Here is a 24338-nt window from a genome sequence, read left to right as displayed (position 1 = left end):
AGAGTGGGCGCGATGACGACAACCACGCCTGCCTGGGTCGCCACGTCGATCTGGTGGCACGTCTACCCTCTCGGCGCGCTCGGCGCCGACACCACCGGAGTGGATCGGCACTGCCGTCGCCCGCTGTCGGCACTGATCGACTGGCTCGACCACGCAGTCGCGTTGGGTGTCAACGGAATCGCGCTCGGTCCGATCTTCTCGTCGGCCACTCACGGATACGACACGCTCGATCACTTCACGATCGACGAACGCCTCGGCGACAGAAGCGATTTCGACGCTCTCGTCGCCGCGTGCCGGTCTCGCGGCATCCGCATCATGCTCGACGGCGTCTTCAACCACGTGTCGCGCCAGCATGATCGGGTGTCCGACGACGTGGCTGAAGGGGGCTGGGAGCGTCGTGGCCGGGATGGACACGAGCAGACGTTCGAGGGCCATGGCGACCTGGTCACGCTCGACCACCGCAACCCCGCGGTGGTCGATCTGGTGGTCGAGGTGATGTGCCACTGGCTTGCGGCGGGCGCCGACGCGTGGCGCCTCGACGCCGCCTACGCCGTCCCGCAGGAGTTCTGGCGCACCGTCCTGCCACGTGTCCGTAAGCGGTTCCCGGACGCCTACGTGATGGCAGAGGTGATCCACGGCGACTATCCCGGCTACGTCGCCGACACCGGGGTCGACTCGGTGACTCAGTACGAGCTGTGGAAAGCGTTCTGGAGCAGCATCATCGACGCCAACATGCATGAATTGCAATGGGCCCTCGTGCGCCATGGCGAGATGCTGCAGACCTTCGTCCCGTGGACGTTCGTCGGCAACCACGACGTGACCAGGACGGCGACGCGTCTTGCCGAGCACTCTGCCGACCTCGCCGTGGTTCTGCTTGCGACGCTCTCGGGCACCCCCGCGGTCTATTACGGCGACGAGTTGGGATGGACCGGAACCAAAGAGGATCGCGTCGGTGGTGACGATGCGGTCCGTCAGATGTTGCCCGACACACCGCCTGTCGACGGGGAACTCCCGCCCGTCTATCGTCTTCACCAGCGACTCTTCGCGATTCGGCGCCGATTCCCCGACATCGAGCACGCGCAGGTACGTGTTCTGACCGTCGATCAGGGGTTGCTCGTGTACGAGGTGTCCACTGGTCCCCCGATCATCGTGGCACTCAACGCGAACCGGACCGCCACGGACGTGACGGTCGACCTCGGCGACACCGGACATCTCGCCTCCGAGGCGAGCCACCGGGACGGCAACAACATTCGACTCGAGCCAGGCGGCTGGTACATCGCGGGCACCGAGTCCTGACCGCTAGCGTCGAATCAACCGATCCGACATCACCTGCCCACGAAGACCTTTCGGTATGCACTCGGCGCCATGCCGAGATGCCTACGCAGATGGTGCCGCAGCGTGTCGGCAGACCCCAGACCGGATCTCGCAGCAATCACGTCAATGGACAGCTCACCGGCCTCGAGTAGTTCGCGAGCAAGGTCGAGACGTCGCTCCCGTACCCAGACGCCCGGAGACACGCCGGTCTCCTCTTGGAATCTGCGGCTGAAGGTCCGCTGGCTCATCTGTGCGCGGCGTGCAAGTGCGCTGACCGAGAGGTTCTGGTCGAGGTGGTGGACTGCCCACTCGCGCGTCGCGGCGGTTGTCGGGCCCCCGACGCCGGGGACCTGACGTTCGATGAACTGTGCCTGTCCTCCCTCGCGCCAGGGAGGGACCACACAGTGCCGGGCAACGGCGTTGGCCACCGCGGTGCCGTGATCACGTCGAATGATGTGCAGACACAGGTCGATTCCCGCGGCGAGACCGGCCGAAGTCAGGACGTCACCGTCGTCGACGAAGAGCACCGACTCGTCGAGATCCACACGTGGGTACAGCCTTCGGAAGTCGTCGGCGTAACGCCAATGCGTCGTGGCCCTGCGCCCGTCGAGATAGCCGCCCGCCGCGAGCACGAAAGCCCCCGTGCAGATCGACACGACGCGGGCCCGCGGCCGGATCAGTGTGAGCGCTTCACGCAGATCGTCGGGAATGGTCCCGTCGATGCGGCACGACGCCAGTTTTGTCCCCGGCACGATCACCGTGTCCGCCGTGGCCAAGGCCGAGACGTCAGCGCTGGGCGTGATTTGGTAGGCCGTCGTCGTCTGCAATGGCGACGGTCCGAGTCCGACCGTCTCGACCTCGTAGAGCGACCGACCGGCATCGTCGACGGCCTGCCCGAAGAGCAACGGCGGAATCGTCGCATCGAACCCGACCACCGGCTCCAGCAGCAAGACGGCGATGCGATGGATGGCAGATTCTTCCGACATATTGGCGATTATGCCACTGGCACTCGGGACAGCTGGGCCCGATTCTTGATATGTGACCGTGACACCAGAGCGCGACCCCCTGAGAACACCCCTGCGTCAACGTTTGGGCGGCCGTCGGCCGCATTGGGCGTGGCTGGTCGCGGGCGCGAGCTTCATCGCGATTCTCGGCGCCGCCGGATTCCGGGCCGTGCCGAGCGTGATGATGGATCCCCTCCACATGGAGTTCGGCTGGTCCCATGCGACGATCGGCGCAGCGATGTCGATCAACATGGTGTTGTTCGGAGTCACCGCACCATTCGCCGCAGCGCTCATGGACCGGTTCGGCGTACGTCCGATTCTGACCGTCGCACTTGGATTGATCGCTGCGGGAACAGGTCTCGGAGTCTTCATGACGTCGAGCTGGCAGTTGTTGCTTCTCTGGGGCGTGCTCGTCGGGTTGGGTACCGGGTCGATCTCCATGGGATTCGTCGCGACGGTGTCCACTCGCTGGTTCGTGGCCAGACGCGGCGTCGTCACCGGTGTGCTCACGGCCGCGAGCGCCACCGGACAACTGATCTTCCTGCCGGTCGTCGCACACATCACCGATGTCTACGGGTGGCGGTGGGCCTCGATCGTGGTCACGGTCGCCGCAGTAGCCGTGATCCCGGTCGTGCTGCTGTTCATCAGGGACAGACCGTCCGATGTGGCGAGCACGGCCTACGGGGCAACGTCGCACGACGCGATCGACACACTACCCAATGGCAGCTTCGGCGCAGCAGCCGCAGGGCTGCTCCAGGGAGCGCGTACACGCGCATTCTGGCTTCTGGCAACGAGTTTCGCAATCTGCGGTATGACGACGAACGGGCTGATCGGCACCCACTTCATTCCAGCGGCACACGACCACGGGATGCCGACGACCGTCGCCGCGTCGCTGCTGGCCACCATCGGGATCTTCGACGTCGCCGGGACCGTGTTCTCCGGTTGGCTCACCGACCGCGTCGACCCACGCGTGCTGCTGGTGATCTACTACCTGGGTCGCGGAGTGTCGCTCCTACTCCTGCCGCTACTGCTCTCACCCCACGCCGAACCGAGCACCTGGGTGTTCATCATCTTCTACGGACTCGACTGGGTGGCCACCGTGCCGCCGACCATTGCGATCTGCCGACACTACTTCGGCGCCAACACCCCGGTCGTCTTCGGCTGGGTGTTCGCCTCCCACCAGATAGGCGCCGCGATCGCCGCATTCGGCGCAGGCTACATCCGCGACGCGCAGGGCAGCTACGACAACGCCTTCCACATCGCGGCGGCACTCTGCGTTGTGGCCGCCATCTGCTGCGGTGCGATCAGGCTAGACCGCCCTGACACCGGCCTCGCACAGGAACCCGACGCCCTTGCGGCCGATGCGGGTGAGCACCAGGCTCAGGGACCGAGACCCCTTGAGACGTAGCCGCTTCCGCAGAGCATCGGGATCGACGTCGAGTCCACGGACAAGGATCTCCAATGTTCCGCACCCGTACGCGGCGACAGCCTTGCGTAGCGCCTTCTCCGACGTCGACACCTCCTCGAGCACCTCGAATCCGCGCTCTCCCGGAGGTACGTGGTCGCCTGTGAGGTAAGCGATCTGTGGATCGAGCTGATGCAGTCCGTGCCGTGCCGCGTACTGGCGAACAAGCCCCGCACGTACCACGGCGCCGTCGGGGTCGATGATCCACCTGCCGACGGGACCGCTGTGCTCGACATCGTCGGGTTCGTCGTCGCTGATCTCGAAGCCACTGACGGCGCCGTCGGTCCCGGTGCGCAGAACTGTCGCACGTGTGCGCTCACCGATTCCCGGTCCGCTCCACAGACACGCTTCACGAACTCCACCGTCGAGCGAGGTGACCTGCACTTCACCACTGAAGCCGAATCGGTTGCGCAGCGCCCGATAGTCAAGGCCCGGGGCACATTTGACGATCACGACACGATCGGCATAGGTCATCAACACGTCCGGCAGCGGCGGCGCGAGCTGGTCGAGCCGGAACACCCGCCCACCGCCTGAGCGGCGGGCGGGATCGGCGAGCACGACATCAGCGGTCGAGGTCGGCGTCAGGGCATCGGCGAGCAGCAGCGCCGAGGGTACGTCACCGCCGATCTCGCGACAATTGTATTGCGCCATGCCCACTCTCACCCGATCGAGGTCACTGCCGATGACGCCACCGATTCCGGCCGTCGCGGTCAGTTCCACCATCTCGCCGCCGATGGAGCACGTGACATCGTGGACAACCGCACCTGGAAATCTGTCGGCGATCTCGAAAGCGCGGTGCGCGGCAACCACACTCGGCGTCGCCTGTTGAAGCGCATCGTCGGTCAGCAGCCAGCGGTCGGCATCGCGGAGTTTGGCGGTTGCCCGACGCCGGCACCGCGTCGTCTCGATGAGCGCAGCGTCGTGTGGGGCGTAGCGCCCGCGTGCGTGTTCGACGTTGGCGATCATCGATGCAGACGTCAAGGGCATGCCCGACACCACATCGAGCGCCTTCTCGCCATAACGACCACGGAGAAACGCGACGTCGTCGAGCGTGAACCGATAACCCAATTGGCATCTCCCCTGGCAGGTGCGGGTTCCACAGACACCTTGGCACACCCCGGGCTCGCGACATCGCGCAGGTTGACCGGATGGAGGACTCAACACCGGAAACCATGAGGTCGGCCTAAGGAGTACGGGCGTATGACACCGGCCGACTGAGCAGCCGATACACATCGCGCCGCGGAGGAGTCCTCCGCGGCGCGATGTCTGTAAGGCGATCGGTCACTCAGTTGGCGGGTTTGGTTCCCGTCACGACGACGTTGTAGAAGAACTTGGGCGGTACGACCTTACGCAGCACGTTCTCGTCGAGCCAGGTCATCCGCTTCCAGCCTCCGAACGCGAAACCAGCCCAGCCCCAGCCGAGCTTCTCCGAGGGGACAGCGGCCTCGAACGTGCGGACAGGCCAGCCGAGCATCGCCGCGGCCAATTCTTCGGTCGCCGTCTCGACCTGCGCCGCTCCCGCGGAGCGTGCTATGTCCGCCAGCTCGTCCGGATCGAACGTGTGGATGTCGACGACGGCTTCGAGCGCCGCCGCGCGTGACGACTCGTCGAGTTCCTCCTGCGGTCGACGCCACGACTTCAGCGGCCCCAATTTGGTGACGTTGGTTGTCGCCCACCAGGTGGCCCGACTCATCCAGCGTGCGTAAAAGTCGCCGATCGTCGACGGCTCACCCGCGAACACGAAACGGCCGCCCGGCTTGAGGACGCGCAGCACCTCACTCAACGCCTGCTCGACGTCGGGAATGTGGTGCAGCACAGCGTGCCCGACCACAAGGTCGAAGGTGTTGTCGTCGTACGGAATACGTTCCGCGTCTGCGACACGGCCGTCGACTTCGAGGCCCAGGTTCTCGGCGTTGCGCAACGCGACCTTCACCATGCCGGGCGAGAGGTCGGTCACCGAGCCCTTTGTCGCAACACCCGACTGCATCAGATTCAGCAGGAAGAAGCCGGTTCCGCACCCGAGTTCCATCGCACGTTCGTACGGCAGCGGTTGGTCGGCTGCCACGGCGTCGAATCGGCCGCGCGCATAGTCGATGCACCGCTCGTCGAAGCTGATCGACCACTTCTCGTCGTAGGTCTCGGCCTCCCAGTCGTGGTAGAGCACCTGCGCGAGCTTGGTGTCCTCCAGGGCGGCCTTCACCTGCTCCTCGGTGGCATGCGGATTGGGAGCCGGATCGACGTGATCGGCTGCCGACTCGTTTTCGGTGGTCGTCATGGGTCTCCTACTCTCGCCCTGTGCTGTGTCCGCGACGGCGATACCTACTCGCCGGTAGGGCACGTTGCCGTTGAACCCTACCCGCGCGCATCACTTGCCGGTGAACTGCGCCTTGCCGGGGCCGTTCGCGACGAACGAGTCCATTCCGATCGTGCGGTCGTCCGTGGCGAACAGTGCGGCGAACTGCTGTTCCTCGATCCTGAGTCCGGTCTCGAGGTCGACGCCGAGGCCCTGGTCGACGGACTTCTTGGCCGCCGCAAGCGCCAGGCTCGCCGCGTTACGGAACTGCCCGGCCCACGCTACCGCGGCGTTGTAGACCTCATCGGGTGCCACGACCTCGTCGACGAGTCCGATCGCCAGGGCTTCTGCTGCGCCGACGAACCGTCCCGTGAAGATCATGTCCTTGGCTTTCGCCGGGCCGACGAGACGCGCAAGGCGCTGCGTGCCGCCGCCTCCGGGGATCACACCGAGAAGCGCTTCCGGGACACCGAGTTTCGCGTTGTCGCCCGCGATGCGACGATCGGCACCGAGCGCCACCTCGAGTCCGCCGCCGAGCGCATACCCGGTGATCGCCGCGACCGTCGGCTTGGGGATCTCGGAGATCGAACCAAGCGCGCGCTGCAGACGGCCGGCGACCTTCGACATCTCCGCGAACGTCATGTCGGTCATCTCTTTGATGTCTGCACCTGCGGCCAGCACCTTGGGGCCGCCGTAGACGACGACCGCCTTGATGTCGGAGCGATCGGTCGCCTCTCGTGCTGCGGCCTCCAATTCTGTCTGGACCTGGCGGTTCAACGCATTCATCGGGGGGCGGTTGAGCAGGATGGTTCCCACTCCGGGATGGTCGTCGGAGGTTTCGAGTGTCACGAACTCAGGCATGGTCGAAGGCTACCGTTCACGACGCCGGGCTCGTGATCTGGGCCACCACTGTCACCTGTGCCCACCTACAGTTGGCTCATGGTCCCGTCCGCGTCCACGTCCGCAACCGGAGAGCCGGTTGAGCTCGCCGTAGGCGACCGCATCATCCGCCTGTCGAGTCCTGACCGCGTCTACTTCTCGGACCGCGGCGAGACCAAACTTGATCTCGCGGAGTACTACATGTCCGTCGGCGACGGCATCGTGCGCGCGCTGCGTCGGCGACCGTGCATGCTCCATCGATTTCCCAAGGGTGTCGACGGCAAGAAGGTCCACCAGAAAAGGGTGCCCGCCGGCGCCCCGGACTGGTTGGAGACCACCGAGATCTACTTTCCGCGGTTCGGCCGCACCGCCGACGAGTTGTGCGTCACGGAACTCGCCAGCGTCATCTGGGCTGTGCAGATGTCGACGGTGGAGTTCCACCCATGGAACTCGCGGTGTTCGGACCCCGAACTGCCCGACGAATGGCGCATCGACCTCGATCCCATGCCGGAGTGCACTTTCGACAGAGTTCAGCGGGTGGCGCACATCGCCCACGAGGTGCTCGACGAGCTCGGTGTGCGCGGCTTCCCGAAGACCTCGGGAGGACACGGCATGCACATCTACGTGCGCATCGAGCCGGAGTGGAGTTTCGCGCAGCTTCGTCGAGCCGCGTTGGCGTTCGCCCGGGAGGTGGAGCGACGAGCACCCGACGAGGTCACCACCGCGTGGTGGCGCAAGGATCGAGACCCCGCGGCGCTGTTCGTCGATTACAACCAGAACACCCGCGACCACACGATGGCGTCCGCGTACTCGGTGCGCGGCAACCCGCGCGCGACCGTGTCGGCGCCGATCATGTGGTCGGAAGTCGACGACGTGGCACCTGACGACTTCACCATCGCCACCATGCCCGCCCGGTTCGCCGAGACCGGCGACCTACACGCGGAGATCGACGACGTCGCCTACCGCATCGACACGTTGCTCGAGTGGGCCGAACGCGACGAACACAACGAGACCGACAAGACCGTCGACCTCGACGGTTGACCGGGCAGTCCGTTGTCCGACACGGACGCTCGATCGACGACGAAGGTTTCAGTCTCGACGTCTGTCAGAGCTTGATGTCAGGAACACCCTGGTCGGACATGCTCGCGAAGTAGTCGTCCGACCCCGCGAAACTCAAGCCCCGTATGCCGTGACCGGCACTCACGCTCGGCTCGATCGGTTCGATCGTGCGTTCGGTCGCGAGCAATGCTGAGACGGAGTCGAATCGCGCGACCTCGGTGAGCTGCGACCATGTGGGTGGCAGCAGGAAGTGTCTGCCCGCGGCCCATGCGTCGATGGCGTCAGCGGCACCCACCCAGCGGGCGACGTCGGCCTCGGAGGTCGCGTCGTCGGCGATCTGCCCGTCGGGCATGGCGGCCAGGAAGAATCGCGTGTCGTATCGACGCTTCTCGTTCTTGGGGGTGATCCAGTGAGCCAGTGGACGGAGCAGGTCGGTGCGCAGGGTGAGGTCGTGTCCGCGGAGGAATTCGGCGAACGAGATCGTCTTGTCGACCAGCTTCTCCCGCTCTCCGCGCAGCGTCGTCGGATCGGCGAAGGAGCCGTCGGGACGTGACGCGAGCAGCACACCGCACTCCTCGAATGTCTCGCGCACAGCGGCACAGACGAGCGCCTGAGCCAGTTCTCCCGTGGTGCCGAACTGCTCGGCCCACCACGCGGCCTCGGGACCGGTCCACGCGAGGTCGGCGTCGGCGTCGCGCGCGTCGACGCCACCGCCAGGGAACACTGTCATGCCGCCCGCAAAAGCCATCTGCTTGACGCGGCGTTGGAGAAAGACCTCGATGGAATCGTCACCGTCCCGTACCAACACCACGGTGGCGGCGTCGCGCAGCGGTGCGACGGATTCCGTGGACTGTGGCGCGGTGGTGTCGGGCATCTCGGTCTCCTCGTCTGGGTACTCGATGCACACCTGTGGTGCGCATCACCAGAATCGACCCTATCGCTGCTGACCGGCACTCCGACGATGGGATCCCGGACGCCGCGACCGACGGGCGAAGAAGCGGGAGCCGTCCTTGGTCAGCGTGATCTGCTGACGGAACGTGTCGGAGAGGTTCTTGCTCGTCAGGACGTCCTCGAGCAAACCCTGCGCGACGACACCACCTTCGGACAGCAGCATGACGTGGGTGAAACCCGGCGGGATCTCCTCGACGTGGTGGGTGATCAGCACCGTCGCCGGCGCGTCGGGATCCTGCGCGAGCGTCGACAGCCGATCGACGAGTTCCTCGCGCCCTCCCAGGTCGAGGCCGGCAGCGGGTTCGTCGAGCAACAGCAGTTCCGGATCGGTCATGAGCGCCCTGGCGATCAGCACACGTTTGCGTTCGCCCTCCGAGAGCGTGCCGAAGCGACGATCGGCGAGGTGCTCGGCGCCCATCGACTCCAACGATTCGACGGCCTGCGCTCGGTCGACGTCGTCGTAGTCCTCGCGCCAGCGACCCAATACCGAGTACCCCGCGGAGATCACCACGTCGCTGACGATCTCGTCGGCGGGCACCCGATCGGCCAGCCCGGGACTGCTCACACCGATCCGAGTCGACAGCTCTCGAACCTCCACGCGGCCGAGTGGTTCGTTCAGCAGATAGGCGGTGCCGGAGGTGGGGTGCAATTCGGCGGCAGCCATGCGCAGCAACGAGGTCTTGCCCGCCCCGTTTGGTCCGATGATGACCCACCGCTCGTCGAGCTCGACCTGCCAGGTGATCGGCCCGACGAGGGTCTTGCCGCCGCGCACGAGGGTCACGTCGCGAAAATCGACGAGCAGATCCGGGTCCGAGGTTGCTGTGTCGTTCACCCGTCCCATCGTGCCCTACTCCACGGGCTCGCAGATGCCCGACACAGACTTCTCCCCGACGTGTTCGCCCTCACCGAAATGGGCCGGCGGAGGGAATACCTTCGACGCCGCGGTCCTTGCCCTAGGTATGTCCGTTGATCTTTCCATTCTCGACCTCGCCCAGGTCGGCCGCGACGAGACCGTCGCCCAATCCCTGGCTGCCTCAACAGAAATGGCCACCAAGGCCGAACAGTGGGGCTACCGGAGGATCTGGTACGCCGAGCATCACAACATGCGTTCGATCGCCTCGTCGGCGCCCGCAGTACTCATCGCCCACGTCGCCGCGCACACCTCGACCATCCGTCTTGGAGCAGGCGGCGTCATGTTGCCCAACCACGCGCCGCTGACGATCGCCGAGCAGTACGGCACTCTCGCCGAATTGCACCCCGGCCGTATCGATCTCGGCCTCGGCCGCGCCCCTGGCACCGATCAGCAGACCTTCACCGCGCTGCGCCGCGACATCGCATCGGCCGACCGGTTCCCGTCGGACGTGCTCGAATTACAGGGATATCTGCGTGGTGAGTCGCGAATCCCAGGGGTCGGCGCAACACCCGGCTCCGGAACCGACGTGCCGCTCTACATCCTCGGCTCGTCGCTCTTCGGAGCACAACTGGCCGCAGCCCTCGGTCTCCCCTACGCGTTCGCCTCGCACTTCGCACCGCAGGCGCTCACCGAGGCCGTCGCGCTCTACCGCGAACAATTCCAGCCATCCGACGTCCTCGCCGAACCGTATGTGATCGCGGGCGTCTGTGTGATCGCCGACGACGATCCGGACGTCGCCGCGGCCCAGCTGCGTCAGGCCAAACGGCAGCGGGTCACCGCTCTCCTCGGTCGTGGCGGGCGGCAGTTCACCGACGAGGAGGCCGACGCCATCCTCGACATGCCGCAGGGCAGGCAGATCGATTCGATGCTGACCTACGCGGGCGTGGGCACGCCCACCGAGGTCCGTGACTACCTCGACTGGTTCGCCGGACACGCTGACGCCGACGAGTTGATCGTTGCGTCCATCGCGCCCGACCGAGACGTATGGCTGAGCACGCTCGGTCACCTGGCGCCGGCGCTGAGTCCGTCGACACCGTCTGCGTGACCTGCTCTGACCGACACCCGGCCAGCCGCGAAAGCACTCCGTCGGCAATCAGGTCATACGCCACCGGCATCGATGTATGATCAACCTCGTCGAGTGATGTGACGGCCATACCGTCGCATCGTGGGAACACGAGTCGCGATGAGGAGTTGTCGATGTCCGACCTGAAGGTCCGCAGGGTCCGGTTCGATCTCGCGGGCGACGACATACCGTTCAACTGGCACCCGCAACGTCCGGCATTCGCCATGCAATGCAACGTCGTCTCGTTCTTCGCGCCCGGTTTCGAGAAACTGATCGTGCAGTCGACACGTGAGGCACTGCCCCTGATGCGCGACCCCGAGATGGTCGACGAGGCGACCGACTACATCAAGCAGGAGGGCCAACACACTGCCGCGCATCTGGCCCATCTGCGCGCGCTGATCCGTCGTTGGCCGGGTCTCAAGGACACGATGGACGAGGTCGTCGCCTCCTACGACCGCCTGCTCGAGACGAAACCACTTGCGTGGCGGCTGGCATACGCGGCGGTCGTCGAAGCGACATTCACACCGTATTTCCGGGTCTTCCTCGACCACGACGACAAGCTGTTCGAACCCGGCGACGAGCGTGTCTCCTCGTTGTTCATCTGGCACTTCGTCGAGGAGATGGAGCATCGCAGTTCGGCGCTGAAGGTCTACGACGCCGTGCACGACAGCTACCTCTACCGGGTCAAGACCATCGCGGGCGTGGTGAAACACATGAACGAGATGCTCACGATCGTCGGCGAGGGTTTCCGCGCGCATGTGCCCGTCGGCGAAGGTGGCGAGTTCGCCGAACTCATCCCCGCCGGAGTGACTCTCCGGTCGATCGCCGACGTCCGCCGATTCACGCGGGCGCACCCCGAATACGACGCAACCTATGCGGGCGTACCCGCGCGCGACCTGGTGGAGATGTTCGTGGGACTCGTGCGCTCACAGGGGCCAGGGCACGACCCGTTCTACGAACGGCTCCCCGCCTTCGCAGCCCGCTGGTTCCGGCGCTACGACGAGGATCCGCGTGCGGCAGCACGCTGGTATTCGATCGGCGTGGGTGAGATCGCGAAGCGGGTGCCCGACGGTCATGGGGACGGGCGGGCGGTGGAAGCCACAGCCTGACTCGCGCCGCGGTTGCCGTTCGATCGGCACCGACAAGGTGACCATCGTCGCCGACACACGCGGCTGCTCGCTGCTTCTGGTGGATTACCGCGGTTCGTGCAGCGCGAAGTCGGCGAAGTCGAATCCTGGAGCGACGATGCAACTGACCAGCGCGGCGGAGTCTCCGACAGCGCGCGCCCGCTGCCAGTGACCCGGAGGCACCAGCGCCTGCGGCCGATGACCGGACTCGACATCCGGCCCTACGACGACGGTCTCGACGTCGCGGGGCTCGTCGGCGTCACCACCGAGATCCAACTCGACCGCCGCACCCCGATGGAACAGCCAGATCTCGGCACCTCGCACGGTGTGCCAGGCAGATTCCTCACCCGGCAGCAGCAGGAAGTAGATCGCTGTGGCGGCGGCGCGCTCACCGATGTAGCCGTCAGGCAGCACTGTGGACGGAATGTCGACCGCACTGCGCCAGGTCTCGCGGAACCAGCCGCCCTCCGGATGCGGTCGGAGATCGAGTCCGAGCGCCCACTCCGGCAGTCGGGACTCACTCATCGGCCACTTCCCTGTCACCGAGCGCGTCGTCGGCGCCAGTGATGACCTCGGCGATCACGGTGACCGACCCGGGAGCGATCTCGGTGAAGCCTGCGTCGCGGACGGCGACGGCCCGGCCGTCGGCATCGGCGGTCAGCAGATCGTGCCAGCGAGCTGCCGAGGCGAGACAGATCTGAAGCGGACATCCGGCATCGCGCCACGCACGCGCCGATGCTTCGTCGAGAAGAGTGACGGCGAGCATCGACCCGTGACCGACCTGCGCCGCGAGCTTGCCGACGGTCATCTCGAGTTCGGGATTGACCCACAGGCACACGCCGTCACCATCGGGCGTAGACGGGAGCGTTCCCGCGACGTCCGTTCCGCCGATCTGCAAACGCGCGATTCGACGGTCATTGTCCCCTACCCGTCCCGGCACGAACGCGCGAGCCTGCGCGTCGCCGTCGGACGCCGTGATTCCCCACACCTCCTGTGCCGCAGCCCACTGTGTGCCGCGCGCGCGTCGTGCGATCTTGCGGATTCGTGCGTCACACCATGCCGACATCGGTGCTGCCCACGGGCCGTCGCCGCCGGATCGGTCGTCGAGGCACAACAGTGCAACGGCTCGTGCCGCCGCCGTGAGCAATTCTCTCCGGTCGGGCGGATCGGTCTTCTCGATCCGCAACACCATCTGCATGGCCAGGACGTCGGCAGGGTCGTCGGGGTCGTCGGCGCCACCCACGTAGTCGACGATTCGCCTGTACGCGTCCCGAAACGGATCACCGTCCGGGCCATCGGGTCCTGCTGCTGTCATGGCAGCGGAACACGGCGCATGACGCCGTCGGCGGCGTCTGCTGCCTCGATCTCATCGCGCGTCACGCCGAGGATGAACAGCACGGCGTCGAGGAACGGGTGATTGAGCGCAGCGTCGGCGACCTCGCGTAATGCCGGTTTCGCATTGAACGCGATCCCCAGTCCGGCAACCGACAGCATGTCGATGTCGTTGGCCCCATCGCCCACGGCAACCGTCTGCTCCATGGGAACGCCGACCTGATCGGCGAACGCACGCAACGCGCGTGCTTTGCCCGGTCGGTCGATGATCTCACCGATAACGCGGCCGGTGAGCTTCCCGTCGACGATCTCGAGGGTGTTGGCGCGGACGAAGTCGAGTTCGAGGTCGTGTGCGAGCCCGTCGATCACCTGGCGGAACCCGCCGGACACCACTCCGCAGCGATAACCGAGGCGGTGCAGGGTCCGAATGGTGGTCCGGGCGCCGGGAGTCAATTGCAGTGACGCAGCCACCTCGTCGAGCACACGTGCATCCAAGCCCTCGAGCGCCGCCACACGTTCACGAAGAGACTCAGCGAAGTCGAGTTCACCGCGCATCGCTGCCTCGGTGACAGCCGCAACCTCTGCCTCACGACCAGCATGCGCCGCGAGCATCTCGATGACCTCACCCTGAATGAGTGTGGAGTCGACGTCGAAGACGACGAGCCGCTTGGCGCGCCGCGCCAGACCGCCACGCTCGACGGCGATGTCGACGCCGTACCGGGCAGCGATGCCTGCGAGTCCTTTGCGGAGGTCGGCGTCGGCGGCGACGCTGTTGCGGCGTCCTTCCACACTGACCATCAGCTCGAGCCCGGTCACGGGGTAATCAGCAACTCCACGGATGGAATCGATGTTGCCGCCCTGGCCGGCGAGTTCTGCCGCTACCGCCCGGAAGGCCCTGGCCGTGACCGGACTTCCGAGGAGAACCACGGCGTGGGTCGACGGTCGGTGGCCGGCAGGCGTACCGCCGACCTCGACGATCACGTCCATGCCGATCGACCCCATCGCCTGTTCGACGACGTCCTGTACCTCTTCGGGATCGGTGTCGACCGAGACCATGACACCGAGCGTGAGGCGATCGTTGATCACCACCTGCTCGACGTCGAGCAGGCTCACCTGCTGCGCCGCGAGTGCGCCCATCAGGACGGACGTGACGCCAGGCTTGTCCGGACCGGTGACCGTGATCAGTACCGGTGTGGGTTGCACCATCGAGACGATGTGGGAACGACGATCAGCGGTCGCGGTCCCCGGATGCCTCGTGGCTGCCGGTGGTCAGCGGATCGCGTCGGATATCCTCGGCCACCCTGCTCTCGTGGCCGTGGCCACCGCCGACGTGCGCTTCCGCACGCATGCGTTCGACCATGTGCGGATAGTGCAGCTCGAACGCCGGACGCTCCGACCGGATGCGGGGCAGCTCGGTGAAGTTGTGACGCGGCGGCGGGCAGCTGGTCGCCCACTCGAGCGAGTTGCCGAAGCCCCACGGGTCGTCGACGGTCACGACCTCGCCGTAGCGGTAGCTCTTGAAGACGTTCCACAGGAACGGCAGCGTCGAGAGTCCGAGGATGAACGCGCCGACGGTCGAGATCTCGTTCAGGCGGGTGAACCCGTCGGACGGGAGGTAGTCGGCGTAGCGACGCGGCATGCCCTCGTTACCCAGCCAGTGCTGCACCAGGAAGGTGGTGTGGAAACCGATGAAGGTCAGCCAGAAGTGCCACTTGCCCAGTCGCTCGTCGAGCATGCGCCCGGTCATCTTCGGAAACCAGAAGTAGATGCCCGCGTAGGTGGCGAACACGATGGTGCCGAAGAGCACGTAGTGGAAGTGCGCGACGACGAAGTAGCTGTCGGAGAGGTGGAAATCCAGGGGCGGGCTGGCAAGCAGCACACCGGTGAGGCCACCGAAGAGGAACGTCACGATGAAGCCGACGGAGAACAGCATCGGCGTCTCGAACGTGATGTTTCCCTTCCACATCGTGCCTATCCAGTTGAAGAACTTCACACCTGTCGGCACCGCGATGAGGAACGTCATGAAGGAGAAGAACGGCAGGAGCACCGCACCGGTCACGTACATGTGGTGCGCCCAGACGGCCACCGACAGCGCCGCGATCGCCAACGTCGCGTACACGAGTCCGGAATAGCCGAAGATCGGCTTGCGACTGAAGACCGGGAACACCTCGGAGACGATGCCGAAGAACGGCAGCGCGATCACGTAGACCTCAGGGTGTCCGAAGAACCAGAACAGGTGCTGCCAGAGGATCACACCACCATTGGCGGGGTCGTAGAGGTGTGCACCGAACTGGCGGTCCACCTCGAGTCCGAGTAGCGCCGCGGTCAGCAGCGGGAAGATCAGCAGGATCAGCACGCTGGTCACCAGGATGTTCCAGGTGAAGATCGGCATGCGGAACATGGTCATGCCCGGTGCGCGCAGACACACGACGGTCGTCACCATGTTGACCGCACCGAGGATGGTGCCCAGACCCGAGACACCGAGACCCATGATCCACAGGTCGGCGCCGACGCCCGGCGAGTGAACGGCGTCGGTCAGCGGGGTGTAGGCGGTCCAACCGAAGTCGGCGGCACCACCGGGGGTCAGGAAGCCACCGATCGCGACGGTCGACCCGAACACGAACAGCCAGAAGCCGAATGCGTTCAGTCGCGGGAACGCGACGTCGGGCGAGCCGATCTGCAGCGGGAGCACGAAGTTGGCGAAACCGATCACGATCGGCGTCGCGTACATCAGCAGCATCACGGTGCCGTGCATCGTGAAGAGCTGGTTGAACTGCTCGGTCGACAGGAACTGCATGCCCGGGTGGGCGAGTTCGGCGCGCATCAGCAACGCCATGAGACCGCCGATCAGGAAGAACGCGAAGCAGGCGGTGATGTACATCATGCCGATCAACTTGTGATCGGTGGTGGTGATCAGCTTGTAGATGAAAGAGCCCTTGGGCTGGTAGCGCGCCGGGTACGGGCGCGCTGGAGCCAGATGGGTTGTGGGCTGGTCTACCGCGGTCACAGATCCTCCTCTAACCGACCGTGAGCTCGGGACGGCAACGAACGAAAAACTACCGCTGGCAATGACACACCGAGCGCTGGTTACCGATCGTAGCCCCTTGGACCCGGCTGAGCCGACTGGGTCCTACGATCTGTCGTACAAAATCTGCCCCACCCCCGATACGGCCAGTTCACCGGCCATATCCTGGCCTCCACTCGACGTGTCGCGCGCGGGCTTTCGGGGTGTCACCGCCCATGGCCAGGACCGTGACGGTCTGCTCCGGGAACGGCGGTGTCGCGATGCTAGGTTGATCTGCGTGTCACGCGGGAAGCAGAGTGCGGGCGGTGCGGGCCGTACACGCAAGGTCGGTGGGCGCCTCGGCGCCCTGATGGTCGCGGGCACGCTCGCCGTCGCACTGGCCGGTTGTTCCGACGACAACACGGCACTGACCACACCCGACGGCAAGACCATCAGCACGACGACGACCCGGATCGCCGACGTCAACGTGGTCTCGCCCGACCGGGATTACAGCAAGACATGCCTGGCACCGACCCCCGCCGACGATCCTCAAACCGACGTCAAACGCATCGTGGTCACCGATCCCGCCCTGCTCGACGCCGTCTGCGCGCTCGGCATCGGCCCCAAGGTCGTCGCCGTGACCAGCGCACCGGGCAGCATCCCTGCCTATCTCGGTCCGCAGCTGACGTCTGTACCCACCATCGGCTCCTCCCCCGACGCCTCCGCCGTCGGCACCGCGGCACCCGACATCGTGCTCACGACTCCGGACACCTCGACGTCGGCCAAAGCCTTCGGTTCGGCCAGGGTCGCCACCATCGACCCCGCGGACTGGGAGAAGCAATTCATCGCGGTCGCCGACGCACTCGGGCGGACCTCGCAGGGCCCGCGTCTGATCGACGAGTTCCGGACCGAGGCACAGAAGACCGGCACCCGGATGGATGCCGCACACTCGCAGGTCTCGCTGGTCCGGTTCGGCAAGGATTCCGAAGTCCTGGCGGGAACCGACAGCTTCGCGGGGCAGATCCTCTCCATGGTCGGGGTGCAGCGACCGGCCGCGCAACGCACCGCAGGCCCCACGGTCCTCACCGACAAGAATTTCAAGGACGCCGACGCCGATCTCATCTACGTGTCTTTCGAGGGCGCCGACGGTCTCACGCACGGCAAGGAAGTGCTGCTCAGCGACCGATGGTTGGACATGGGCGCACCGACGTGGAAGCGCGTGCTCATCGTCGACGACGACGTCTGGTATCGCAGTTCGGGGCTCGCAGCCGCCTGGCTCGTCCTCAACGACGTGAAGGGTTCGCTCAACGGCAACTCCGGAAGCTACTGACGCCCACTTCGGGCCGCCCTCTGCTGTCGCGCGGCGCGCACCTGATCGATTCACCGTGATCGCAAGGCTTCCCGTCGGCGTACGGCATCGGCAAGGCACAGCCCCTTCGTCACCAAGACCAGTTCGCTGCGGGGATTCGTGTTCGACGTCGCGACCGGTCGTCTCACCGAGGTCGACTGACCCGGTGCCGATGCGGCGTCACGGCCAACCCGGAGCGGACTCGACGGTTCCGTCGTCGATCGCGGCGACGAGTTGGGCGTGGTCGCGTTCGGTCTGGTCCGCATACGCCCGCGCGAACGCCACGACGGATTCCTCGGAACTGGCGGAACTCCCGAAGTACTCGTCGATCGTCCTGGCGTCACCACTGCGTGCATGTGCACGCGCGAGGACGTGCCCGCATGCACTCGCAAATGCTCCGAGACGCGGCGCCACGGATTTCCCGTCCGGGATGACCTTCCCGTCACGGAACTGGCGGACGTAGAAGTCCCAGTCCCGAATCGTCGACCACCCGAGAAACGAGTCCGAAGCGCTCTGGATCAATCGTTGGCCGTTGACGACGCGTTGCCCGTGGTTGGGATACACGCTGGGACCGAGGAACTTCTCGTATACCGACGGAGCGGCCTGTTTGATCTGGAAGAAGAGCGGATCACCGGTCTGGTGCTCCTCGGTCAGTGTCAGATAGACACGCATACCGACACTGCCGACGCCCACCACCTGCTGCACGATGTCGACGAGGTCGAAGCGGCGCAGCAGGGCCGCGATGTTCTCCTGGACCGATCCGTAGTAGCTGACCAGCACGTCGTTGAGCACATCGTCGAACTCCGACAGCGAGTGGACGCGATACGGGGGTGCTTCGGTGATCATGCGTCGACCGTCGACGAGGTGGGTGAACTTCTTCGACGTCCCCCTGTTGCTGCGCTTCTTGGCCCGCTTGCTGATGTATTTGTCCAACTGCGAGCCCTCTTCGGGCGCGAGATAGCCCGCGAGGTCGTCGGCCGAGACCTTCGCCGACCACACGTCGAGGATCGGCCACGTCGCGTACGTCGCGATCGACGAGCGATAGCCGGCGAATCCCCTGCGCACAGCGTCGAGTGCCGTCTTCTCGTCGACGTCGTTGTCCCGGGCGAGTACGACGAGGCTCGTGAGGAACCGCAGCAGATCCCATTCGAACGGGCCGGGCAGTGTCTCGTCGAAGTCGCGCAGGTCGAAGGCCAGTGTCCGCTCGGGCGTGTTCCACATCCCGAAGTTCAGAACGTGCGCGTCGCCGCACATCTGGACGTGGATGCCGGTGTCGGGCCGCGACGCGAGGTCGGCGGCCATCACCGCGGCCGCTCCCCGATAGTAGGTCCAAGGCGAAGCCGACATCCGTCCGTGCCGCATCGGAACGAGTCGCTGGTCGCGGATCTCGTTCTGCGCCAGAATGGTCTGCAACGCATCGTGGCCACGCGTCGCCGGATCCCAGTCCCCCAGTGACGTGCGCGGCACCTTTTTGCGCGCCGCCTTGCCCCGGGACACCTCGGTGGTGTCGTAGCGGGTCGGTCCGGCGGCCAACGCGGCCGACTGCGTGGAAGGCGTGCCGGCGGCAGTCGGCACCGATGGAAAGTGCGCGACGCCCTGTGCCTCGGTGTCGGACGTGTCTGCCGATGTGCTCATCCAACCAGTGTGGCGCGGGTGGCGTCCGAGCGTGCGGTGCGCATCCACGTCGGCGGAACCGGACGCGGCCGCCGACCGCGCCGCCACGACGTGTCCGACCCTGCCGTTAACCTCGATGCATGGCATCCACCAGCAGGCAAGGCGGATGGCACATGCTCTGGCGCCCGGGCATCGGCTTGGCCGTGTGGCTCGAGCACGACGCCCGACTGCCCGACGATCTCGCTCAGTTGCTGGCGGGCAAGCGATTCCGCCGTGACATCGGGATCATCGGACCGAGCGGACGCCGCGAGTTCGTCTCAGCGATCACCCTGGGTACCTCGTCGGCCGTCGCCGTCCTTGATGCCTCGCGGTCGTTCTCCGTGGCTGGTGACGTGCGGTGGTATCGGATGATGCTCGACGGTGTGCGCCGATTCGTGGCAGCGGGATCGGTCGCCCCCACCGTCGCCGACCTCTCGGGCGAGACCGTGGTCCGCTGGGTGCCGATTCCCACCGCATCGTGGCGTAGTTGGTTCACCGTCATCAGCGCAGGCGCGCCGGATGCGCTCGTCGACAACGGCGGAGCCGAGGCCCTCGCCGACCTCGCCGATGAGTTCGTCGATCATGAATGCCGTGCCCGACTGAGCGCCTCCGAGGTCAGACTCGGACCGCTGCGCCCGACGACACCGTTCGTCTCAGCACTGGTCGGCGACGCCGCGGCACCCGCGGCAGCGCGCGGGCCCGCTGCACAGACTGCGTGGGGTCAGTGGGCAGGCAGCGCGCCCCGCGACGAGTCACTGCTCGTGTTCCGCCTCTTCGAACCGGAGGACCTACCCGACCGCGACGACCTGTTCGATGCCTGGGACGACGAGCCACTCCCCGATGTCCGGTGGCGACTCCAGGTGTGTCGACGCGCACCAGACGGCCACACCGAACCTGTTGCGCCACATCGCCTCGACGCGCACGAGCTCGACCAGGTGACCACCGAACTGGCCTCCGCGGTTCGAGCGTTCGGTGAGCTGTCCCACGCGGAACCCGACCGCAGCACCCTCGACTTCCTGTTGCCGACCGACATCGTCGAACAGCTTCTGGCCACGGGCACCGCCCTCTTGTCCGACGCCGGTTTCCCGGTCCTGCTGCCACGCTCCCTCGCCGACGTTCGCCCGACACTCGGCCTGCGCGCCGCCCCGGTGCCCGGCGGCGGCGCACCAGCGCGCATGGTCGGATTGCGCGAGATGCGTGAGTTCGAGTGGCGCCTTGCACTCGGCGATGGACCGGATGCGATCACCCTCACCGACGCCGATCTCGACGAACTGTCAAGGCAGAAAGGCGATCTCGTTCGCATACGCGGCGTGTGGATGCGGGCCGAGGGAGCAGCACTGACCCGCGCCGCCACGTTCATCCGCACCCAACGCGCGTTACGCGACTCCGGGACACCCGCCGACATGGGCGAGTTGTTCGGCCTCGTCACCGACACCGCCGGCACGCTTCCCGTGCCCGTCACCTCGGTACGCGGGCTCGGCTGGCTCGACGACCTCGCCGACGGCTCCGCACTCCGGCCCGTTCCTGTGCCGACACCGACCGGGCTCGTCGCCCGATTGCGTCCCTATCAACAACGGGGTCTCGACTGGCTCGCGCACCTCAGCGCCCTCGGCATCGGCGGCGTCCTCGCCGACGACATGGGCCTGGGCAAGACCATCCAGGTGATCGCGCTCCTGTGTGCCGAGCGTGACGTCGACGACTGCGGGGCAGGAACGACGCTCGTGGTCTGTCCGATGTCGTTGGTGGGCAACTGGTCCCGCGAACTGAGCCGTTTCGCGCCCGGGCTGCGCGTCCACGTCCACCACGGTTCCGACCGCGCGCGGAGCACTTCGTTCGCCGCCGTGGTAGCCGACACCGATGTGGTCATCACGACCTTCGCACTCGCCGCGCGCGACCGCGAGATCCTGGCCGCACTCACGTGGCGACGCGTCGTCGTCGACGAGGCCCAGCACGTCAAGAATGTGCGCACCGCGGCCGCGAAAGCACTGCGCGCGCTTCCGGCGCGGCATCGCCTCGCACTCACCGGTACCCCGGTGGAGAATCGACTCGAAGATCTGAGGGCGGTGATCGACCTCGTCAATCCCGGGCTGTTGGGGTCTGCGTCGACGTTCCGAGCGCGTTTCGCCGAGCCCATCGAACGAGACCGCGACCCGGACGCGCTGCGCCGGCTCAACCGCACGACCCGACCGTTCATTCTCCGACGGGAGAAGACGGATCCGGACATCGTCGGCGATCTTCCCGAGAAGACAGAGATCACCGTGCGCGCCAACCTCACTGTCGAGCAGGCGGCGCTCTACCGCGCGATCATCGACGATCTGATGGCCGCACTGCGCGACAAGCAACAGCGCGCGATGCGCAGAAGAACCGTGCTCGCCGCGCTGACCCGCCTCAAGCAGGTGTGCAATCATCCAGCGCACTACCTCGGTGATGGATCGCCGATGATGCGTCGCGACAGGCACCGCTCCGGCAAACTCGAATTGCTCGGCGACATCGCGACAACTCTGGTCGCCGACGGCGACAAGGCACTCGTCTTCACACAGTTCGCGGCGTTCGGCGAGATGCTCGCCGCCTGGCTCTCCGAACAGGTCGGCGCTGCGATCCCGTTGCTGCACGGAGGTGTTGCCCGCACCGAGCGCGACCGAATGGTCGCCGAATTCCAGGGCGATGACACGTCTGCGCCCGAAGGTCCGCCGATACTCGTCGCAACTCTCAAAGCCGGTGGCACCGGGCTGAACCTGACGGCTGCCACGCACGTGGTGCACGTCGACCGCTGGTGGAATCCCGCGGTCGAGGACCAGGCGACCGACCGCGCGTACCGCATCGGCCAGCATCAGCGGGTGCACGTACGCCGATTCGTGTGCGTGGGCACGCTCGAGGAGCGAATCGACGACATGATCGCCAAGAAGCGCGAACTGTCGCGGCTGACGGTGTCGGCCGGCGAGAACTGGATCGGCGACCTCGGCGACGACGAGTTGTTCGACCTGTTCCGACTGCGCGACGAGGCGGTCAGCGAATGAGCGGACAGATGCTGCGCGGACACGTCCCGCACTGGCACACCACCGTCGGACGAGGAATGAGCACACACACTCGATCGCGACGAGGAGGTTCGAGGCGATGAGACGGGGTACGGTGCCGGTGCGCGGCTACGGGGTGACCCGCTGGGCGCGTGCCTTCGTCGACGTCGTGGAAGGTCGTACCGACATCACGGGCGAAGGCGGGCCGCGAAGCGACTCCGTCACCGAGTCAGCGGACAGTCGTCGAATCGGTAAGGCGCGAAGCTACTTTCGCGATCGCCACGTACACCGCCTGTCGATTCGGCCCGGGGAGGTGACCGCCTCGGTCGAGGGGAGCCAGCTCGAGCCCTTCGAGGTGATCCTCTCGATGCGGACCGTCGACGTCGACACCGTCGCCGCCCTGCTGCGCGATCGCGGCGGGGTCGGCGAGTTGATGGCGGTGGCTCGCGGTGAGCAACCGCCGGTCGTCGGCGAGCTGCTCGGGCCCACCGAATCGGCCGACATCGCCTCGCACTGCACGTGCCCCGACGAGGCGGTCAGGTGTATCCACGTACTCGCCGTCGCCTACGAGGTGGCCGCCGAGATCGACCGTTCACCCCTCGCGCTGTTCACTGTCATGGGAACCGACCTGTCGTCTCTGCTCGATGCGCTCGGTGAGCAGGGCTCGAATGCCACCGAGTCCGATCGCGCCGACGACGAATCCGCACCGCTCGATCGCGCCGACTTCTTCGGCGACCGAGCAGCGCTTCCACCGCTTCCGAGACCATCGCGGACCAACCCGCTCACCGATCTCGACGGCATCGCACTGCGCGCCGCGTTGCGGGCCTCGGGAGTCGCACCCGGCGACATCGCCGAGGCCATCGACGAACTGGGCGACCTCTACGACCGACTCATCGACGAGTGATCAGAAGTCCCAGTCCTCGTCCTCGGTGTTGACCGCCTTACCGATGACGTACGAGCTACCCGACCCGGAGAAGAAGTCGTGGTTCTCGTCGGCGTTTGGCGACAGCGCCGACAGGATCGCCGGGTTCACGTCGATGTCGTCGCGTGGGAACATCGCCTCGTAGCCGAGATTCATCAGCGCCTTGTTCGCGTTGTACCGCAGGAACTTCTTGACGTCCTCGGTCAGCCCCACCTCGTCGTAGAGCGCCTCGGTGTAATCGGATTCGTTGTCGTAGAGGTCGAACAGCAGCTCGAAGGTGTAGTCCTTGAGCTCCTGACGACGCTCGGGTGTCTGCGTCTCGAGTCCGCGCTGATACTTGTACCCGATGTAGTACCCGTGCACGGCTTCGTCGCGAATGATCAACCGGATGAGATCAGCGGTGTTGGTCAGCTTGGCCCGGCTCGACCAGTACATCGGAAGGTAGAAACCGGAGTAGAACAGGAACGACTCGAGCAGGGTCGAGGCGACCTTGCGCTTGAGCGGATCGTCGCCGCGGTAGTAATCCATGACGATCTGCGCCTTGCGCTGGAGTTGCTCGTTCTCCTCCGACCACCGGAACGCCTCGTCGATCTCCTTGGTGGAACACAGCGTCGAGAAGATGGAGCTGTAGCTCTTGGCATGCACCGACTCCATGAACGCGATGTTGGTCAACACCGCCTCCTCATGAGGTGTCGTGGCATCGGGAATCAACGAGACGGCACCCACCGTGCCCTGGATGGTGTCGAGCAGCGTCAAACCGGTGAAGACACGCATCGTGAGCTGCTTCTCGTAGGCGGTCAACGTGTTCCACGACGGGATGTCGTTGGAGACCGGGACCTTCTCCGGCAGCCAGAAGTTGCCGGTGAGGCGGTCCCACACCTCCGCGTCCTTCTCGTCGGGCACGCGGTTCCAGTTGATGGCCGACACACGGCTCACCAACTTGATCGGTGCGCCGTCTGCTGGGCTGTGGCTTTCGGTGGAGGTCATCGGGTCTCCT

General features: G+C 66.0%; 20 protein-coding genes and 1 pseudogene. 9 read left to right on the top strand and 12 right to left on the bottom strand.

Annotated features, from left to right (window positions below; translation table 11 throughout):
• Positions 1-12: 12 nt before the first annotated feature.
• On the top strand, positions 13-1296 hold the full coding sequence (locus tag LK459_RS18050; RefSeq protein WP_227919892.1) for an alpha-amylase family glycosyl hydrolase: 1284 nt from the start codon (positions 13-15) through the stop codon (positions 1294-1296).
• 29 nt (positions 1297-1325) lie between these two features.
• On the opposite strand, the gene LK459_RS18045 is transcribed toward LK459_RS18050, so the two are convergent.
• A complete protein-coding gene (locus tag LK459_RS18045; protein WP_227919890.1) occupies positions 1326-2300 on the bottom strand; it encodes a GlxA family transcriptional regulator in 975 nt (324 codons plus the stop codon).
• A 52-nt stretch (positions 2301-2352) separates the two neighbouring features.
• On the opposite strand from LK459_RS18045, the gene LK459_RS18040 reads away from it, so the two are divergent.
• A complete protein-coding gene (locus LK459_RS18040; protein WP_227919889.1) occupies positions 2353-3726 on the top strand; it encodes an MFS transporter in 1374 nt (457 codons plus the stop codon).
• On the opposite strand, the gene LK459_RS18035 is transcribed toward LK459_RS18040, so the two are convergent.
• The 3 genes from LK459_RS18035 to LK459_RS18025 all read right to left on the bottom strand — a co-directional run bounded on the left by LK459_RS18035 (position 3628) and on the right by LK459_RS18025 (position 6937).
• On the bottom strand, positions 3628-4851 hold the full coding sequence (locus LK459_RS18035; RefSeq protein WP_227919888.1) for a THUMP-like domain-containing protein: 1224 nt from the start codon (positions 4849-4851) through the stop codon (positions 3628-3630). The genes LK459_RS18040 and LK459_RS18035 overlap by 99 nt on opposite strands.
• A 217-nt stretch (positions 4852-5068) precedes the next feature.
• Positions 5069-6058, bottom strand: a complete 990-nt coding sequence (locus LK459_RS18030) for a class I SAM-dependent methyltransferase (protein ID WP_227919886.1) — start codon at positions 6056-6058, stop codon at positions 5069-5071.
• A gap of 90 nt (positions 6059-6148) precedes the next feature.
• The gene (locus LK459_RS18025; RefSeq protein ID WP_227919885.1) at positions 6149-6937 is read right to left on the bottom strand and encodes an enoyl-CoA hydratase/isomerase family protein; all 789 of its coding nucleotides are present in this window, start codon (positions 6935-6937) and stop codon (positions 6149-6151) included.
• A gap of 78 nt (positions 6938-7015) precedes the next feature.
• Here LK459_RS18025 and ligD point away from each other — a divergent pair, with 78 nt between their 5' ends.
• Positions 7016-7996: a non-homologous end-joining DNA ligase gene (gene ligD, locus LK459_RS18020; RefSeq protein ID WP_039994538.1), complete on the top strand. Its 981-nt coding sequence runs from the start codon at positions 7016-7018 to the stop codon at positions 7994-7996.
• 64 nt (positions 7997-8060) lie between these two features.
• Here the strand turns inward: ligD and LK459_RS18015 are convergent, their stop codons facing one another.
• On the bottom strand, positions 8061-8888 hold the full coding sequence (locus tag LK459_RS18015) for an NUDIX hydrolase (protein ID WP_227919884.1): 828 nt from the start codon (positions 8886-8888) through the stop codon (positions 8061-8063).
• Between the two features lie 60 nt (positions 8889-8948).
• Complete coding sequence (locus LK459_RS18010) at positions 8949-9806, bottom strand: ABC transporter ATP-binding protein (RefSeq protein WP_227919882.1); 858 nt, start codon at positions 9804-9806, stop codon at positions 8949-8951.
• A 118-nt stretch (positions 9807-9924) separates the two neighbouring features.
• On the opposite strand from LK459_RS18010, the gene LK459_RS18005 reads away from it, so the two are divergent.
• Both LK459_RS18005 and LK459_RS18000 read left to right on the top strand, forming a co-directional pair.
• Positions 9925-10923: an LLM class flavin-dependent oxidoreductase gene (locus tag LK459_RS18005; RefSeq protein ID WP_227919881.1), complete on the top strand. Its 999-nt coding sequence runs from the start codon at positions 9925-9927 to the stop codon at positions 10921-10923.
• Between the two features lie 152 nt (positions 10924-11075).
• On the top strand, positions 11076-12050 hold the full coding sequence (locus tag LK459_RS18000) for a metal-dependent hydrolase (protein ID WP_227919880.1): 975 nt from the start codon (positions 11076-11078) through the stop codon (positions 12048-12050).
• A gap of 84 nt (positions 12051-12134) precedes the next feature.
• On the opposite strand, the gene LK459_RS17995 is transcribed toward LK459_RS18000, so the two are convergent.
• Genes LK459_RS17995 through ctaD form a run of 4 tightly spaced genes read right to left on the bottom strand, consistent with a single transcriptional unit; the run spans position 12135 to position 16407 of the window.
• A complete protein-coding gene (locus LK459_RS17995) occupies positions 12135-12593 on the bottom strand; it encodes a cupin domain-containing protein (RefSeq protein ID WP_007240683.1) in 459 nt (152 codons plus the stop codon).
• Positions 12586-13383, bottom strand: coding sequence for a peptidyl-tRNA hydrolase (locus LK459_RS17990; protein WP_227919878.1), 798 nt, complete (start codon positions 13381-13383; stop codon positions 12586-12588). The genes LK459_RS17995 and LK459_RS17990 overlap by 8 nt, the downstream gene beginning before the upstream one ends.
• Positions 13380-14606 carry a phosphoserine phosphatase SerB gene (gene serB / locus LK459_RS17985; RefSeq protein ID WP_007240685.1) on the bottom strand — a complete coding sequence of 409 codons (1227 nt, stop codon included), beginning with the start codon at positions 14604-14606 and terminating at the stop codon, positions 13380-13382. Before serB ends, LK459_RS17990 begins: the two co-directional genes overlap by 4 nt.
• 22 nt (positions 14607-14628) lie before the next feature.
• Complete coding sequence (gene ctaD / locus LK459_RS17980) at positions 14629-16407, bottom strand: aa3-type cytochrome oxidase subunit I (RefSeq protein ID WP_227919877.1); 1779 nt, start codon at positions 16405-16407, stop codon at positions 14629-14631.
• Between the two features lie 295 nt (positions 16408-16702).
• Between ctaD and LK459_RS17975 the strand changes: the two genes are divergently transcribed.
• Entirely contained in the window at positions 16703-17734 is a 1032-nt protein-coding gene (locus LK459_RS17975; RefSeq protein ID WP_407648633.1) for an ABC transporter substrate-binding protein, read from the top strand.
• A 93-nt stretch (positions 17735-17827) separates the two neighbouring features.
• A pseudogene (locus tag LK459_RS17970) lies at positions 17828-17914 on the top strand (carbonic anhydrase); the annotation flags it as partial.
• A gap of 18 nt (positions 17915-17932) precedes the next feature.
• On the opposite strand, the gene LK459_RS17965 reads toward LK459_RS17970, so the two are convergent.
• Positions 17933-19387: a DUF2252 domain-containing protein gene (locus LK459_RS17965; RefSeq protein ID WP_227919876.1), complete on the bottom strand. Its 1455-nt coding sequence runs from the start codon at positions 19385-19387 to the stop codon at positions 17933-17935.
• A 119-nt stretch (positions 19388-19506) separates the two neighbouring features.
• Between LK459_RS17965 and LK459_RS17960 the strand changes: the two genes are divergently transcribed.
• Both LK459_RS17960 and LK459_RS17955 read left to right on the top strand, forming a co-directional pair.
• Positions 19507-22422 (top strand): DEAD/DEAH box helicase, encoded by a 2916-nt coding sequence (locus tag LK459_RS17960; protein WP_227919875.1) that lies wholly within the window; start codon positions 19507-19509, stop codon positions 22420-22422.
• Between the two features lie 97 nt (positions 22423-22519).
• Positions 22520-23323, top strand: a complete 804-nt coding sequence (locus LK459_RS17955) for an SWIM zinc finger family protein (protein WP_227919874.1) — start codon at positions 22520-22522, stop codon at positions 23321-23323.
• On the opposite strand, the gene nrdF is transcribed toward LK459_RS17955, so the two are convergent.
• Positions 23324-24328 carry a class 1b ribonucleoside-diphosphate reductase subunit beta gene (gene nrdF, locus LK459_RS17950; protein ID WP_005174658.1) on the bottom strand — a complete coding sequence of 335 codons (1005 nt, stop codon included), beginning with the start codon at positions 24326-24328 and terminating at the stop codon, positions 23324-23326.
• Positions 24329-24338: the final 10 nt, after the last annotated feature.

It is taken from the genome of Gordonia otitidis, from assembly GCF_020735545.1.
Lineage (GTDB): Bacteria > Actinomycetota > Actinomycetes > Mycobacteriales > Mycobacteriaceae > Gordonia > Gordonia otitidis.
This window is presented reverse-complemented; position numbering and strand designations above follow the sequence as displayed.

What these genes read in the sequence shown, in the direction of transcription:
- LK459_RS18005 (WP_227919881.1), top strand. Translation starts at nt 9,925, where the DNA reads ATGTCCGTTGATCTTTCCATTCTCGACCTCGCCCAGGTCGGCCGCGAC.
- LK459_RS17965 (WP_227919876.1), bottom strand. Translation starts at nt 19,387, where the DNA reads ATGAGCACATCGGCAGACACGTCCGACACCGAGGCACAGGGCGTCGCG.
- LK459_RS18050 (WP_227919892.1), top strand. Translation starts at nt 13, where the DNA reads ATGACGACAACCACGCCTGCCTGGGTCGCCACGTCGATCTGGTGGCAC.
- nrdF (WP_005174658.1), bottom strand. Translation starts at nt 24,328, where the DNA reads ATGACCTCCACCGAAAGCCACAGCCCAGCAGACGGCGCACCGATCAAG.
- LK459_RS17990 (WP_227919878.1), bottom strand. Translation starts at nt 13,383, where the DNA reads ATGACAGCAGCAGGACCCGATGGCCCGGACGGTGATCCGTTTCGGGAC.
- LK459_RS17960 (WP_227919875.1), top strand. Translation starts at nt 19,507, where the DNA reads ATGGCATCCACCAGCAGGCAAGGCGGATGGCACATGCTCTGGCGCCCG.
- ligD (WP_039994538.1), top strand. Translation starts at nt 7,016, where the DNA reads ATGGTCCCGTCCGCGTCCACGTCCGCAACCGGAGAGCCGGTTGAGCTC.
- serB (WP_007240685.1), bottom strand. Translation starts at nt 14,606, where the DNA reads ATGGTGCAACCCACACCGGTACTGATCACGGTCACCGGTCCGGACAAG.
- LK459_RS18010 (WP_227919882.1), bottom strand. Translation starts at nt 9,806, where the DNA reads ATGGGACGGGTGAACGACACAGCAACCTCGGACCCGGATCTGCTCGTC.
- LK459_RS17955 (WP_227919874.1), top strand. Translation starts at nt 22,520, where the DNA reads ATGAGACGGGGTACGGTGCCGGTGCGCGGCTACGGGGTGACCCGCTGG.
- LK459_RS17995 (WP_007240683.1), bottom strand. Translation starts at nt 12,593, where the DNA reads ATGAGTGAGTCCCGACTGCCGGAGTGGGCGCTCGGACTCGATCTCCGA.
- LK459_RS18030 (WP_227919886.1), bottom strand. Translation starts at nt 6,058, where the DNA reads ATGACGACCACCGAAAACGAGTCGGCAGCCGATCACGTCGATCCGGCT.
- LK459_RS18000 (WP_227919880.1), top strand. Translation starts at nt 11,076, where the DNA reads ATGTCCGACCTGAAGGTCCGCAGGGTCCGGTTCGATCTCGCGGGCGAC.
- LK459_RS18045 (WP_227919890.1), bottom strand. Translation starts at nt 2,300, where the DNA reads ATGTCGGAAGAATCTGCCATCCATCGCATCGCCGTCTTGCTGCTGGAG.
- LK459_RS18025 (WP_227919885.1), bottom strand. Translation starts at nt 6,937, where the DNA reads ATGCCTGAGTTCGTGACACTCGAAACCTCCGACGACCATCCCGGAGTG.
- LK459_RS18015 (WP_227919884.1), bottom strand. Translation starts at nt 8,888, where the DNA reads ATGCCCGACACCACCGCGCCACAGTCCACGGAATCCGTCGCACCGCTG.